General features: G+C 67.7%; 9 protein-coding genes. 7 read left to right on the forward strand and 2 right to left on the reverse strand.

The genetic code is table 11. The features are described 5' to 3' along the window. Positions 1 to 20: 20 nt before the first annotated feature. The 5 genes from ABD848_RS10205 (at position 21) to ABD848_RS10225 (ending at position 7,284) form a co-directional block, all read left to right on the forward strand. Positions 21 to 992, forward strand: coding sequence for a carbohydrate ABC transporter permease (locus tag ABD848_RS10205; RefSeq protein WP_344970184.1), 972 nt, complete (start codon positions 21 to 23; stop codon positions 990 to 992). Next, positions 992 to 1,861: a carbohydrate ABC transporter permease gene (locus tag ABD848_RS10210; RefSeq protein ID WP_344970186.1), complete on the forward strand. Its 870-nt coding sequence runs from the start codon at positions 992 to 994 to the stop codon at positions 1,859 to 1,861. The genes ABD848_RS10205 and ABD848_RS10210 overlap by 1 nt, the downstream gene beginning before the upstream one ends. Before the next feature lie 250 nt (positions 1,862 to 2,111). Then, positions 2,112 to 4,106, forward strand: a complete 1,995-nt coding sequence (locus tag ABD848_RS10215) for a glycoside hydrolase family 31 protein (RefSeq protein ID WP_344970188.1) — start codon at positions 2,112 to 2,114, stop codon at positions 4,104 to 4,106. A gap of 454 nt (positions 4,107 to 4,560) precedes the next feature. Then, positions 4,561 to 5,754, forward strand: coding sequence for a glycosyltransferase (locus tag ABD848_RS10220; protein ID WP_344970190.1), 1,194 nt, complete (start codon positions 4,561 to 4,563; stop codon positions 5,752 to 5,754). Positions 5,755 to 6,300: 546 nt separating this feature from the next. Then, entirely contained in the window at positions 6,301 to 7,284 is a 984-nt protein-coding gene (locus ABD848_RS10225) for an NAD-dependent epimerase/dehydratase family protein (protein ID WP_344970192.1), read from the forward strand. A gap of 70 nt (positions 7,285 to 7,354) precedes the next feature. On the opposite strand, the gene ABD848_RS10230 is transcribed toward ABD848_RS10225, so the two are convergent. Both ABD848_RS10230 and pstS read right to left on the reverse strand, forming a co-directional pair. Then, the gene (locus ABD848_RS10230; RefSeq protein ID WP_425567486.1) at positions 7,355 to 8,206 is read right to left on the reverse strand and encodes an RNA polymerase sigma factor SigF; all 852 of its coding nucleotides are present in this window, start codon (positions 8,204 to 8,206) and stop codon (positions 7,355 to 7,357) included. Between the two features lie 713 nt (positions 8,207 to 8,919). Next, positions 8,920 to 10,050 (reverse strand): phosphate ABC transporter substrate-binding protein PstS, encoded by a 1,131-nt coding sequence (gene pstS / locus ABD848_RS10235; RefSeq protein WP_344970197.1) that lies wholly within the window; start codon positions 10,048 to 10,050, stop codon positions 8,920 to 8,922. Between the two features lie 376 nt (positions 10,051 to 10,426). Here pstS and glgX point away from each other — a divergent pair, with 376 nt between their 5' ends. Both glgX and treY read left to right on the forward strand, forming a co-directional pair. Next, positions 10,427 to 12,583: a glycogen debranching protein GlgX gene (gene glgX, locus ABD848_RS10240; protein WP_344970200.1), complete on the forward strand. Its 2,157-nt coding sequence runs from the start codon at positions 10,427 to 10,429 to the stop codon at positions 12,581 to 12,583. 92 nt (positions 12,584 to 12,675) lie between these two features. Continuing rightward, complete coding sequence (gene treY, locus ABD848_RS10245; protein WP_344970202.1) at positions 12,676 to 15,003, forward strand: malto-oligosyltrehalose synthase; 2,328 nt, start codon at positions 12,676 to 12,678, stop codon at positions 15,001 to 15,003. Positions 15,004 to 15,009 lie beyond the last annotated feature (6 nt).

Consider the following 15,009-nt stretch of genomic DNA (forward strand, 5'->3'; position numbering starts at 1 on the left):
GGACTGAGAAGACGATCCTTATGACTTCGACACAGGCACTGCCCGCTCCGCCGACCCAGAGTCGGCGGGGCGGGCGGCCCCGCCCGCCCCGCCGGTCGCGCACGGGCCTCGGGCGGCCCTGGGTAGCGCTGGGGTTCCTCCTGCCGACGATCCTCTATGTCGTCGCCTTCTTCGGATACCCCATCTACTACAACCTCTCTATGAGCCTGCGCGACTTCACGGTCCGCTCCTTCTATACCGGAGAGGCCCCCTTCGTCGGGCTCGACAACTACACAGCCGTCATCAGCGACCCCGTCTTCGGCCAAACCGTGCTCAACACGGTGCTGTTCACCGTAGGCTCGCTGTTCTTCCAGTTCGTCATCGGCCTGGCCCTGGCGGTGTTCTTCCGCCACAACTTCCCGCTCAGCGGCCTGCTGCGCTCGCTGCTGCTGTTGCCGTGGCTGCTGCCGCTGGTCGTCTCCGGCGCGCTGTGGAAGTGGATCTTGGCCCAGGACTATGGGGTGCTCAACCAAACCCTGGAGGGGCTGGCACTGGTCAGCTCGCCCGTGCCGTGGCTAACCAGCACCGAGTGGGCGTTGATATCGGTGACCTTGGTCAACGTCTGGATCGGCATCCCGTTCAACATGGTCATCCTCTACGGCGGACTCCAGGCGATCCCGGAGTCCCTCTACGAGGCCGCTTTCCTGGACGGCGCCGGCCCATGGCAGGCGTTCCGCAACGTGACCCTGCCGCTGCTGCGCCCGGTCATCGCCGTGGTGCTGATGTTGGGCCTGGTCTACACCATCAAGGTCTTCGACGTGATCATGGTACTCACCGGCGGCGGCCCCGCCCAAGCCAGCGAAACCCTGACGACCTGGTCCTATGCGCTGTCCTTCGACGAATTCGCCTTCGGCCAGGGCGCGGCCGTGGGCAACCTGCTCATCGTCGTGGCGCTGGTGTTCGCCCTCATCTACCTGCGCTCGGTGCGCCGTTCGATGAAGGAGGAGCAGTAATGGCCACCACCTCCGCCGCCCGCCGGCGCACCCCCGCCGCGCGTAGGAACATCGTCGTCAACCGCAGTTGGCTCAAGAGCGCACTGGGCGTGGCCATCCTCAGCGTCTTGCTGTTCCCGCTGTACTGGATGGTCAACGCCTCCCTACTGCCCAGCGACGAACTGCTGCGTCAACCGCCGGTGTGGTTTCCGATCAACGGCACGCTGGCCGGCTACGCCTCCGCCATCAGTACTCAAGGGCCGCACCTGGTCACCAGCTTCATCGTCTCCTTCGGAGTGGTCACGGTGACGCTGGTGCTGGCGGCGCCGGCCGCCTACGCCCTGGCCCAACTGCGGGTGCGCGGCGGCATCCCCCTCGTGCTGGTGCTGCTCGTCGTGCAGATGCTGCCCGGCATCGTCATGGCCAACTCGCTGTACGGCGTGTTCAACCAGGTGGGGCTGGTCGACAACTACATCGGTCTGATCCTGGCCGACTCCACCCTGGCCGTGCCCTTCGCGATCTTGCTGCTGCGCACCTTCATGCACGGGGTGCCGCGGGAGCTGTCGGAGGCGGCGCGCGTCGACGGCGCCGGCTACTGGCGCACGTTTTGGTCGGTGATCGTCCCGGTGAGCCGCAACGGCCTCATCACCGCGGGACTGTTCGCCTTCCTGCTCTCATGGGCGGATTTCCTCTTCGCGGTCACCCTGACCACGGGGCGTTCGTTCGAGCCGATCACGGTCGGGATCTACCGGTTCGTGGGCAACCAGACCACGAACTGGAACGGCCTCATGGCCACCGCAGTCCTCGCTTCGATCCCGGCCGCGATCCTGCTCATCCTCGCCCAACGCTACGTCGCCGCCGGTGTCACCGGCGGCGCGGTCAAACAATGACCACCCCGGCCGCGGCATGCCAGATCCACGCCCCGGACCCACCACTCACCTCCCCCGACCGACCGAGGAGCGCGTTGACGTCCCCTCGCTCCCACAGCAGACCGGTGGGCACCGTGCTCACCGGCGCGTTATCCGCCGACCCGGTGGTCCTCATCACAAAACATCGCGTTCACGTCACACCACGGCAAAGGGAGGAGGATGGCGTTCGCCCCGCGGCGCAACCGCCGGCGGGCACGCGCCACCAAAGCACATGACCCTAATCAGCGTTGACGGCCAAAGCCTGGAATGGCGTTCGCACCACGAAGTGCTGCGCATCGAAGCATGGGGTCCCGACTCGCTGCGTGTGCGCGCCGCCCAGCACGCGCTGCGCGACGACACCTACAGCGCGCTGCTGGCACCGGCCGCCGGCTCCGCCCACGCTCACGTCACCGAGGACACCGGGACGGGCGAGCTGGTCAACGGCGATATCCGTGCCAGTGTCACCGCCGAGGGGATGGTGCGCTTCGAGCGCGTCAGCGACGGTGTCGAGCTACTGGCCGAGCAGCGCGCCCACTTCTGGTGGCCCGGTCCGCGCCTGTTTCTGTCCCAGGGCAACGGCTACCACCAACTCGAACAGCGCTTCAGCGCCTACCAGGGCGAGCGCCTCGTCGGCCTAGGACAGCGCACCCACGGCCGGTTGGACCAAAAGGGGCTGGTGCTCGACCTCCAGCAGCGCAATGCCGAGGTGAGTGTGCCGTTCATGGTCTCCAACCGCGGCTACGGGCTGCTGTGGAACAACCCGGCCGTGGGGCGGGTAGAGCTGGCCGACAACGGCACGCGGTGGGTGGCCCAGAGTGCCCGTCAGATCGACTACTGGATCACCACCGCCGCCGACCCGACGGGCATCCTCGCCAACTACGCCGACGCCACCGGACACGCACCGATGCTGCCCGAGTGGGCCAGCGGATTCTGGCAGAGCAAGCTGCGCTACCGCACCCAGGAGGAGTTGTTGGAGGTGGCCCGCGAGTACCAGCGGCGCGGGTTGCCGCTGTCGGTCATCGTCGCCGACTTCTTCCACTGGACCCATCTGGGCGACTGGAAGTTCGACCCGGCGGAGTGGCCCGACCCCGCGGCGATGGTGCGTGAGCTCACCGACATGGGCGTCAAGCTCATGGTCTCGATCTGGCCTTCGGTCAGCCCGCTCAGCGAGAACCACGCCGACATGCAACAGCGTGGCCTGCTCTTGGGAACCGAGCAGGGACTACCCTTCCACGCGCCGTGGGACGACAAGGGCTTCGAGACGGAGATGCCCGTCGCCTTCTACGACGCCACCAACCCGCAGGCCCGCGCCTACGTGTGGGACGTCGTCAAGCGCAACTACTACGACCTGGGTGTGCGCGTGTGGTGGCTCGACGCTTGCGAACCCGAGATTCGCCCGGGCCACCCCGCCAACCTCAGCTTCCACGCTGGTCCGGGCGCGGAGGTCTTCAACGCCTACCCGGCCGAGCACGCCCGCGGCTTCTACGAGGGGATGCACGCCGAGGGCGAGGAGGAGATCGTCTCGCTGTGCCGTTCGGCGTGGGCGGGCAGCCAGCGCTGGGGAGCGGCGCTGTGGTCGGGCGACATCGCGGCGACCTTCGAGTCGCTGGCCGCCCAGGTGCGTGCCGGCCTCAACGTGGCCATGTCCGGGATTCCCTGGTGGACCACTGACATTGGTGGTTTCCACGGCGGCGACCCTGAAGACCCCGAGTACCGGGAACTCCTCGTGCGCTGGTTCCAGTACGCGGCGTTTTGCCCGCTGTTTCGGCTCCACGGCGACCGCGACCCCCGGATGCCGTTGGGGCCGGCTATGACCGGCGGACCCAACGAGGTGTGGTCCTACGGCGAGGAGACGCTGGAGCTGATCACCCACGTGCTGCACCTGCGCGAACGCATCCGCCCCTACGTCATGGAGCAGATGCGGACGGCCCACCAGAGCGGACTGCCGCCGATGCGGCCGTTGTTGACCGACTTCGCCGCCGATTCACGTGCCTGGGAGATCGACGACCAGTTCCTCTTGGGGCCCGACGTTCTCGTGGCGCCGGTCCTGGCCCTGGGAGCGCGCGAACGCGAGGTCTACCTGCCCGAGGGCGCCGAGTGGGTCGACGCGTGGACCGGCGAGTCCTACCCAGGCGGCACCGAGACGGTGGCCAAGGCCCCCCTGTCACACATCCCCGTCTACCTGTGCGGCGCGGCCGACGTTCCCGTGGCGCCGCCTGAGCAGTAGCCAGTCGCACAAGCCCCGCTGCCTCCCTCGATCGGGAGGCGAGCGGGACGGGCCGGGCGTGTACGGGGGACCGCGCCCGGCCCTGCCCCGTGTTCTTGCCCCTCCTGCGCGCCTGAGTCGTACCGCGGATCGGCTCCGCGCACCGCCCAGGCCCGCTTCTGGCGTGCGCCCGCCCCTGGCCGGCGAGCACGGTGGCCAGCCCTTGCCGCGGCCGGGCGCCAGTGTAGGCCCTCTGGGCAGCGGCGCGGCCCAGAGCCGCCGTGCCCACCATGTTTAACGGTGCCTTCCGTTGGTAGGTGGACAGGATGTCCGCTCACCGGGCCCGACACGACCACCGCACTCCCGCGACGACGATTCTCCTCCGCCCGGCGCCCTCGTGCCCTACACCCCTCACGTCCTCGCCCATCAGTTGTTTTCGCTTCGAACGGGGGCAGTCGTCCCAGGAGGTGACACGTTGCAGATCGCCATGGTCTCCCAGCACGCCAGCCCGTGGGCGACACTCGGAGCCGCCGATACCAGCGGCCATACGCCCCACGCCGTCGAGTTGGCCCGCACCCTCGGCGCCGAAGGCCACGATGTCACCATCTACACCCCTCGTCGGGAGCCCGACGCCCCGCGGACCCACCACATCGCGTCCAGCGTGCGCATCCGCCACGCTCCCTCCGATGTGGGGGAGTGGCTCAGTAACGAATTCGCCCGGCACCGTCCCGATCTCGTCCACTCCCATTCCCGCGGCAATGCCCAGCAGGCCCTGCGCGCCGCCCAGCGCGCACGACTGCCGTTCGTGCAGACCTTCCACTCCCTAGCCACGCCCAGCCGCAGCGGTCAGCAGGCAGACGCCGCCACTTTGCCCCAGTGGCGGGCGGAGGATTCCGTGGTCGCGCGCGGCGCGGACATGGTCATCGCCACCTCCACCGCACAGGTCACCTACCTGCGCTCCTGTGGTGTGGCTACCGCCGCGCTCACGATGGTGCCCTGCGGTGTGGACCCGACCACGTTCCTGCCGGAGGGGCCGGCCGTCTCCCGGGGCCGGCGGCCCCGCGTCGTCACGGTCGGCCGCGTCGTGTCGTGGAAGGGGATCGAGACCGTGGTGCGCGCCATGGCGGCTGTTCCCGGCGCTGAGCTCCTCATCGCCGGGGGACCGGCACGCACCGAGATCGACAGTGACCCCGAGGCCGCGAGGCTGCGTCAGCTCGTCAGCGATCTCGGGTTGGCTCCGCGGGTCCGCTTCCTCGGTCGGGTGCCCCATGAGCGGGTGCCCGCGCTGCTGCGTTCCGCCGATGTCGCGGTCAACGTGCCGTGGTACGAGCCGTTCGGTATCGCCACCGTCGAAGCGATGGCCTGTGGGGTACCGGTGGTCGCCGCGGCCGTGGGAGGCCAGCTCGACACCATGATTCACGAGGTCACAGGACTGTTGGTGCCACCACGCAGCCCGGGTACGCTCAGCCGTCACCTGCGGGTGCTGCTGGCCGATGCCGTGCTGCGGGAAAGCTACGGTATCGCTGGCGCCGACCGTGCCGCCGCCCGCTACGCCTGGCCGCTCATCGCCCGACAGACCTTGGACTGCTACCGGCGCGTCCTTGCGCGTGCCCCCGCGGCCCGTGACGAGCCGCCCCCGGCCCCAGCGGCGACCCGGGGCGGTTCCTGAACCCCTCGCCCCGTCGCAGGGAGCTTGTGCTGGGGTGAGCGCACCTCAACAGCCATGAGCCGCCGGCGGCGTGTTGCTGCAAAGCTTGCCGTGCACTGCGCCGGCGGCGGCTCGTTGCGCTGCGGGGAGGGCGACGCCCGCCTCGTGGGTGGTTGCCTCTGCCGTTATGGAGCTCACATGTCGCCCGCTCCCGCCTGCCAGGGCTGGCACAGCGGACGTGACATTTCAGGAGCGGGGCAATGCTCCCGAGCGCGTCGATAGGCACGATAGCTATCACCAGGTATGATTACTAAGAGAAATCGGACATCGACAATTAGTACCTGAATGGGGGTGTCACCGCCTCCCGCCGAGGCTCGTTCGGCGGCGAGGGCGGCGAACCGGCGTCGGGCCACGTTCGTGGTCCCTCCCGCCTGTCCCCGCGACCGTTTTGTTCCCGGGAGCGCAACGCGCACCGGTGGCTCGGTGTGCCCCTGCCCCCTCTGGCTCGGTGTGCCCCTGCCCCCTCGGCTGTTGCGCGCAACGGGGAAACCTCGGGAGGTAGTGCTCATGACACGTACGCATCGCCACCGTGTGGTGGTCACCGGCGGTGCGGGGCTCATCGGTTCCCACCTGTGCGACTGGCTACTGGATCGGGAAAGCCGTGTGGTCTGCGTAGACAACCTCAGCACCGGCACGGTCAGCAACATCGCCCATCTGCGGGGCCGACCCGACTTCGAGTTCGTCGAGGCCGACGTGATCCGCCCGCTGGCCATCACCGGCACAGTCGACCTCGTCTATCATCTTGCGGCACCGGCCGCGCCGACGCACTACCGGCGGTTCCCGGTGCAAACTCTTGAGGCCGGCAGTCTCGGCACCCGTAATGCCCTCCGGTTGGCCTGGGCCAACGGCGCGCGGTTCGTGCTCGTCTCCGCGGGCGGGGTCTATGGCGATCCACAGCACGCACCGCAGAGCGAGAGCTACTGGGGCAACGTTAACCCGGTAGGCCCGCGCAGCGCTCACGACGAGGCCATGCGCTACAGCGAAGCGCTGACCATGGCCCACCGCCACAGCCGCCATACCGACACCGCGATCGCGCGTGTCTTCGGCTGCTACGGCCCGCGGATGCGCCCCGACGACGGCCGGGCGGTGCCTACCTTCATCACCCAGGCGCTGGCCGGGCAGGCCATCACCGTCTCCGGCGACGGTAGTCAGACCCGGTCGCTGTGCCACGTCGATGATGTCGTGGCCGCGTTGCTGGCGCTGGCCGACAGCGACCTCGCCGGACCGGTCAACATCGGCAGCCCGGCCGAGCTGTCCATGGCACACCTGGCCGAGCGCGTGCGCGCGTTGGCCCAATCGGCCTCGCCCATCACCTTCGTCGAACGCCCGCCGGAGGACCCGCAGTCACGCCGGCCCGACATCAGCCTGGCCGCCGAGCGTCTTGGCTGGTCTCCCCAGGTGTCGCTGGACAACGGGCTGCACCGCACCATCACCTGGTTCGAGATCCAGGCGGGCCCCAAGCCGGCCCCGCCTGTGGCCGCACTGTTCTAGGCCAGGCGCGCGGGGCTGGCGGTGGGCCACAGCCCGCGCGGCCTCGCCCATGCAGTGTGCAGCGGTGGGCTCAACTGTCCGGGAGGAGTTCGTTGCGCAGTTTGGCCAGGGTCGCCGACAGTGTCCGTGACACATGCATCTGCGACAGCCCCACCTTCTCGGCGATTTGGGCCTGGGTCTTGTTGCCGACGAAGCGCAACAGCAGAATGCGCCGCTCTCGTGGCGGCAGCGCGTCCAGGGCCGGCTTGAGCGCCGCCCGGTCGACCACGCTCTCCAACGCGCCGTCGAGTTCGCCCATCGTGTCGCCGAGGGTCTTGTCCTCCTCATCGGCTCCATAGGGCACATCCAGGGACAGGGCGCTGTAGGCCGTGGAGGCCTCCAGGAGTTCGACGGTCTCCTCGACGGTCATCTCCAACAATTCAGCAATCTCAGCGACCGTGGGAGAACGGCCATTGCGCTGGGTGAACCACGCGGTAACGCGGTTCAGCTCCGCTCTTTTCTCCTGGTGTTTACGAGGAACGCGAACCGCCCATGTGCGGTCACGGAAATGGCGTTTCACCTCACCCGTCATCATCGGCAAGGCGTAGGAAATGAATTCTTTTCCGAAGTCGGGGTTGAAATCACGGATGGCCTGCATGAGTCCCACCATGGCGACCTGGCGAAGGTCCTCCTCTGGCTCGCCACGGTTGCGGTACTGGCGGGCGATCCGACGCGCGACCGGTGCGTGCAGGTCGATGAGCTGTTGGCAGATCCGTTCGCGTTCAGGGTCCATCCGCCCCAGTTGTTGCAGCTCCGCCAGGAGCTCTCTGGTCTGCTGCCGGTATTCTTCGTCGGTTCGAGAGGAGCGAATCGGACGGGGACGCGGAACTCCAGTTGACTGCGTATTCGTGTGGGTATGGGGATGTGTTTTTGCCGCAGGCATGAATTACCTCTCCCAACGCAGTGAAGACCGCATGTGCGGACACATCGGCTGGTCTCACGCAATGGGCCACCGGGGATCCCCCGCTGTAACCGCGGTGGCAAGGGATTCCGTGCAACGTGCGCCAGGGAATCGTGTCGCAGGGCGCCGGAGCCGGCGACCGCCAGGTGAATTGATTATAAGGAAAGGCCACGCTGTCGGACCTCAGATACGGCATTAGCAAGTCTAGGGAAAGCAGAGCTGAAACGAAACAATCACGAGCAGATATAGCAAGGTTTTACCGGAAGCGGGTATAGCCGTTCCATTCGGGGGTAGCCCAACGTGACGAGCTGGTTCGGAAGCGTTTTCTCCTGCCGTTCGGCGTCCTCGGCTGTAGTGGAGAAGTGCTTGTGCTGCGGCCCAAAGCGCTGTGTTTGCCGTGGCTCTCGGTAGTGTAATGTCGCTCACGTATTTTGAAGATCTACAGTGTAAAAATAGGTTCGTGGTCAATTGGAAGCCAAGGAGTGGTCAGTCAAGCGCCCCAAAGTCGGATCTGAAAGCGAAAAGTGCCCGTCATGTAAGACGTCGTATGCCGATGCACGTTCACTTTCGTGCACGTGCAGAATCCGTGCACGTGCACAATGGTGGAGAAGGTGGAAAACAGTGGGTATGGCAGTGGGGAAGCACCGACCACGATAGGGTCCGGATCGAGCCGAGATTTTTGAGCCCGACCGGCTCTACTCTCCGTTGCTGTCGATAGCGCGCACCGCGGGAGCCAGCTTGGCCAGTATCTCAGCACTGAGCGGCGCCGAGCCCGCCTCCTCAGCAGCCGCCTGCTGCCCTTCTGCACTGAGGATGTAGCTCAAGAACGCCTTGACCCCCCGCGCGTCGACCGGTTTTTCATAGGACAGGCAGGCGATCTCGTAGCTGATGAGCACGATGGGGTAGATGTCTGGATCGTCGGTGCGGTAGTCGACGTTGACGGCGTGGTCGTACTCGCTGCCGCCCTCGCGCTCGGGAGAACTGTTGAGGATCTTGGCGGCCGATTCCGCCGACACCTCGACGAACGTTTCCCCCACGCCGATCCGCGCCGTCGACAGTTCACCCACGTGTGAAGCCTCCACGTAGCCGATCGTGCCCTCGCCGCCTTCGACGGCTTCGGCTATACCGCTGTTGCCTTGGGCGGCCTCCACCGGCTGTACCGGCCACTGCCCGCTGGGCTCGTGCGGCCACGCCTGCCCGGCGGCCTGCGACAAATACGTCGTGAAGTTCTCGGTGGTGCCGGACTCGTCGGAACGGTTGACCGGGGTAATGCGCTGGTGCGGTAGATCGAGGTCGGGGTTGTCGGCCGTGATCGCCGGATCGTCCCAATGAGATATCTCTCCAGCGAAGACATGCGCGAGCGTGTGCGGGCTCAGGTTGACCGAGTCCACGCCCCGCAGCCGGAAGATTACGGCGATCGGCACCACATAGGACGGCAGGTGGATGGCGGGCGCGCCGTTGCAGCGCTCCTGGGCCCACTGTTGCTCTGTCCCCTCCAGCGGCGCGTCGGACCCGGCGAACTCTACGGCGCCGTCCAAAAACTTGCTCCGGCCGCCCCCGGAGCCGATCACGTCATAGAACACCTGAGTGTCGGAGCAGACGGTCATATAGCCGGCCATCCAGACCTGCATAGCGTTTTCCTGGGCGCTCGACCCCGCACCGGAGATGTCGTCCTCAGGTATGCACTCCAAATCCTCGGGAACGGCGAGCGGAGAATTCCCCCGTACGGCTTGGTCACTGCCGCAGGCAGCCAACAGCGCCAGCGCGCTCACGAGCACGAGAACAGCTATGACCACGGGTATCGTGCGGTTTCTCGACGTGGACACGGTCGGCTAACCCTCCCTGCGGTCGTAATATCACTCACAGTGTCCAAGTATCGGCTTTCCGTAGTGGAGTAGTAGCCTGATGACCCGCCAGTAATCAAATGACGCCGAAAAACTTAACAAAAAGTGAATAGAGGTGCAGAGTTGGGAGATTTCCCCGGCGTTGCCGCGTGCGCCCGCCATGACCCCCCATTTCGGCCCGCTCACCCCAGCGCGACATTGGACACGCCATCACGCGAACCGCCCCACGGGCACCTCAGCCGTTTTAACCTGAAACTCTGGGTCCGTGGCCACACTGTGTCCTTAGCCGCCACGCGACCAGCACGCAACCAGGACCCCCAGCACAGCTCGGGTGGGGGTATGCGACGAGGAGTACCTATTGCGACCTTGGCTGGGCCAGCCCTACCCGCTGGGCGCTTCCTTTGACGGCGTGGGCACCAACTTCGCGCTGTACTCCCAGGTCGCCGACTTCGTCGAGTTGTGCCTGTTCGACGAGGGCGGTGCCGAAAAACGAATCCGACTGCCCGAAGCGCACGGATTCGTCCACCATGGCTACCTGCCCGGGATCGGTCCCGGGCAGCGTTACGGTTACCGCGTACACGGCCCCTACGACCCGATGCAGGGGTTGCGGTGCAACCCCAACAAGCTCCTCATCGACCCCTACGCCAAGGCCATCACCGGCGAGGTCGAGTGGAAGGAGGCGCTATTCGGCTACCGCTTCGGCACCGAGGAGCAGCGCAACGACGCCGACTCGGCCGCTTACGTGCCCAAGTCGGTGGTGATCAACCCCTTCTTCGACTGGGGCAACGAAAACCGCCCGCGTATCCCCTACAACGAGAGCGTCATCTACGAGACCCACGTGCGCGGCCTGACCATGCGCCACCCCGACGTGCCCAAGGAGTTGCGCGGCACCTACTCGGGGCTGGCGCACCCGGCCGTGATCGATCACCTCACCCGACTCGGGGTGACCGCCGTCGAACTCATGCCGGTCCACCAGTTCCTGCACGATCACGCCTTGGTCGCGCGCGGGCTGCGCAATTACTGGGGCTACAACACGATCGGCTTCTTCGCGCCCCACAGCGGTTACGCCTCCCAGCCCGGCCGCGGTACCCAGGTGCAAGAATTCAAGGCGATGGTGCGCGCGCTGCACGAAGCCGGCATCGAGGTCATTTTGGACGTGGTCTACAACCACACCGCCGAAGGCAACCACCTCGGGCCGACCCTGTCCATGCGCGGTATCGACAACCAGGCCTACTACCGACTGGTCGACGACGATCCGCGCTACTACATGGACTACACCGGCACGGGCAACTCACTTAACGCCCGTCACCCGCACTCGTTGCAGCTCATCATGGACTCGCTGCGCTATTGGGTGCTGGACATGCACGTCGACGGGTTCCGCTTCGACCTGGCCTCGGCGCTGGCCCGAGAGTTCTACGACGTCGACCGGCTCAGCGCCTTCTTCGACATCGTGCAGCAGGACCCGGTGATCTCGCAGGTGAAGCTGATCGCCGAGCCGTGGGACGTCGGCCCCGGGGGCTATCAGGTGGGCAACTTCCCGCCGCTGTGGACCGAGTGGAACGGCAAGTACCGCGACACCGTCCGCGACTTCTGGCGCGGCCAGCCCGCCACCCTGGGCGAGTTCGCCTCCCGCGTCACCGGCTCCTCCGACCTCTACCAAGACGACGGGCGCCGCCCTTTCGCCTCGATCAACTTCGTCACCTGCCACGACGGCTTCACCCTGGCCGATTTGGTCTCCTACAACCGCAAACACAACGAGGCCAACGGCGAGAACAACCAGGACGGCAGCGACGACAACCGCTCGTGGAACTGCGGCGTGGAAGGCCCCACCGACGACGCCAAGGTCACCGCGTTGCGCCAGCGCCAGCAGCGCAACATCCTGGCCACACTCATGCTGTCCCAGGGGGTGCCGATGCTGTCCCACGGCGACGAGATCGGCCGCACCCAGCAGGGCAACAACAACGCCTACTGCCAAGACAACAAGCTCACCTGGCTGGACTGGTCGAAGGTGGAACGCAACGCCGACTTGCTGGCTTTTACCGCGGCCATCGTCGAGCTGCGCCACCACCACCCGATCTTCCGCCGTACCCGTTTCTTCGCGGGCAGTCCCATCCGCAAGAGCGACGAACTGCGCGACATCGCCTGGTTCACGCCCGACGGCGCGGAGATGACCGAGGAGAACTGGGAAGCCGACTTCGGCCGCAGCATCGTGGTGTTCCTCAACGGCGAAGGCATCACCGACCTCGACCAGCGCGGCGAGCGCGTCACCGACGACTCGTTCCTGCTGTGCTTCAACGCCCACTCCGGCGACGTCGAGGTCACGCTGCCCGACCAGGACTACGGCATCGAGTGGACCGTCATCGTCGATACCGCCCTAGGCGAGGTCCACGTTCCCTCCGGCCCCTTCTCCCAGCACGAGAGCGTGCGCTCGGCCCGATCGGTCAAGGCCGGCGCCACCATCACGTTGCCCGCCCGGTCACTGCTGTTGCTGCGACGCGCCGCCGAAGCCCGCTGAGCTCGGCGCGGCTCCCGCTAGCCTGACGCTGACCTGGCGTTGCGCAAGTAGCGCCAGGTCAGCCGGCCGCGTCGCGGGGAGAGGAGTCGCACATGGCATCTCACACGCCCACGTCGGTCTACCGGCTTCAGGTGGGGCCCGGCTTCACGCTCACCGACGCAGCCGCCACCGTCGACTACCTGCACCGGCTCGGAGTAGGGGCCGCCTACCTCTCACCGATCCTCACCGCCGCCCCCGGTTCCACGCACGGCTACGACGTCGTCGACCCCACCGAGGTGTCGCCGCCGCTGGGCGGCGAGCCGGCCCGCCGGGAGCTGGCGGCCACCTTGAGCGGGCACGGCATGGGCCTGGTCGTCGACATCGTGCCCAACCACATGTCGGTGGCCGTCCCCGCAGCCAACCCCTGGTGGTGGGACGTGTTGCGCCACGGCCCGCAGTCGCCCTACGCCCGGTTCTTCGACATCGACTTCGAGGCGGGACCCCTGCTGGTGCCCGTCCTGGCCGACGACGGCGACGGCGGTGCCGCCGCGCTGGCCGAACTGTCGTTGGACGGGGAGCAGTTGGCCTACCACGAGCACCGTTTCCCACTGGCCCCCGGCACCCGCCACAGCGGCGACGACGCCGATGCGGTCCACCAGCGGCAGCACTACCGGCTGGTATCGTGGCGGCGCGGTACCGCCGAACTGAATTACCGGCGTTTCTTCGACATCAGCGATCTGGCGGCGGTGCGCGTGGAGGACCCCGAGGTGTTCGCCGCCACCCACGCCGAGATTCTGCGCTGGGCCGACGCGGGAGAGCTGACGGGGCTGCGCGTGGATCACCCCGATGGTCTGACCGACCCCGGCGGCTACGTGCGCCGGCTGCGCGCCGCTTTCGACGGCTGGATCGTGGTCGAGAAGATCCTGGGCGCCGAGGAGGCGCTGCCCGCCTCGTGGCCGGTGGACGGCACCACCGGCTATGACGCGCTCCGCGAGGTCTGCGGCGTGTTCATCGACCCCGCCGGCGAACAGCCGCTGACCCGGTTGGCCGCCGCGATGGGCACCGACCCCGACTTCGAGCGCGTCGAGGCCGACAGCCGCGCCGAGGTCGCCGAAACCACGCTGGTCGCCGAGGTGCGCCGGATCGCCGCGCTGCTGCCCGACATCCCCGCCGAGCGGGCTCGACCGGCCGTGGCCGCGCTGCTGGCTGTCTTCCCCGTCTACCGCTCCTACCTGCCCGAGGGCATGTCCTGGTGGCAGCAGGCGGTGTGCGAGGCGTCGCGGCGCGCTCCCGACTACGTCGACGTGCTCGCCGCGATCGACCACCGGGTCCACGCCGAGCCCGCCGGTGACCTGGCGCGACGCATCCAGCAGACCAGCGGTATGGTCGTCGCCAAAGGCACCGAGGATACCGCTTTCTACCGCCACACCCGCTTCATCGCGCTCAACGAGGTCGGCGGCGCACCCGAGCGCTTCGGTCTTGACGTGGCCGGCTTCCACGAGCGCGCCGCGCTGCGCGAGGCCGCCTGGCCGCACTCGATGACGACGCTGTCCACCCACGACACCAAACGCTCCGAGGACGTGCGGGCGCGGCTGGCGGTGCTCAGCGAGATCCCCGAGGACTTCGGTGCCGCCGTGCGCCGCTGGACGGGCCGCTGCGGCATCGAGGAGCCCGCGCTGAACCTGCTGGCCTGGCAGACTTTAGTGGGGGTGTGGCCCATCAGCGAGCCGCGGCTGCGTGGCTACCTGGAGAAGGCCGCTAAGGAGTCCGGGCTGCGCACCTCCTGGACCGACCCCGACCCCCGGTTCGAGGAGCACGTGCGATCCTGGCCCGAGCGGGTCCTCGACGATGCCGACCTCTCCGCCGACGTGGCCGCCTTCGTCGCCCGCATCCGCGACGCCGGCTGGTCCAACGCCTTGGGCCAGAAGCTCGTCCAGCTCACCGAGCCGGGGATTCCCGACGTCTACCAGGGCAGCGAGCTGTGGGAACTGTCCTTAGTCGACCCCGACAACCGCCGTCCGGTCGACTTCACGGTGCGCGAGGCGCTGTTGGAGCGGCTGGAGCACGGCTGGCGTCCTGACGTCGACGTCAGCGGCGCGGCCAAACTGCACGTGATACGCCAGGCGCTGCACCTGCGCGCCAGCCGCCCGTTGACCGGCTACCGCCCGCTCACCCCCGTGGGGCCGGCCGCCGAACACGCGCTGGCCTTCGCCCGCGGCGAGCGTTGGGAGGTGGTCACCATCGCCACCCGGCTGCCCCTCGGGCTGGCCGCCTCCGGCGGCTGGCGCGACACCGCCGTGCCGCTGCCCGCCGGGTCGGGAGGCTGGAGTGACCTGCTCACCGGGCGCGCCCTCGCCCCCACCCAGGAATACGAGCCAACGCTCGCATTCCTGGGGGAGGTGTTGGACCGCTACCCGGTCGCCCTGCTGGTGCGCCGTTAGAAGTCG

Source organism: Salinactinospora qingdaonensis (assembly GCF_039539445.1).
In the GTDB taxonomy this organism is placed as follows: Bacteria; Actinomycetota; Actinomycetes; order Streptosporangiales; family Streptosporangiaceae; genus Salinactinospora; species Salinactinospora qingdaonensis.